Raw genomic sequence first — 252 nt, forward strand, 5'->3', positions numbered from 1 at the left:
GGTTTGTGCACCGCCGACCTCCAGAGTCAGCGTGTCGAAGAACTGCCTGTTGAGCCGTTTGATGCCGTTGCGCTCGAGTCCCGCCGCAAGGAGGCAGGTCAGGCGATGCACGCGCTGGGCGATACGCTTCAAACCCTCCGGGCCGTGATACACCGCATAACAACTGGCGATATTGGCCAGCAGCACCTGCGCTGTGCAGATGTTCGAATTGGCTTTCTCGCGGCGGATGTGTTGCTCGCGGGTTTGCAGGGC

Annotated in this window: 1 pseudogene; it reads right to left on the reverse strand. The window is 61.5% G+C overall.

Features of this window, described 5'->3' with window-relative positions:
• Positions 1–252: pseudogene (locus AAEY83_RS17125) on the reverse strand (hypothetical protein); the annotation flags it as partial.

It is taken from the genome of Psychrobacter sp. TB20-MNA-CIBAN-0197 (assembly GCF_040309765.1).
GTDB classification, from domain to species: Bacteria; Pseudomonadota; Gammaproteobacteria; order Pseudomonadales; family Moraxellaceae; genus Psychrobacter; species Psychrobacter submarinus.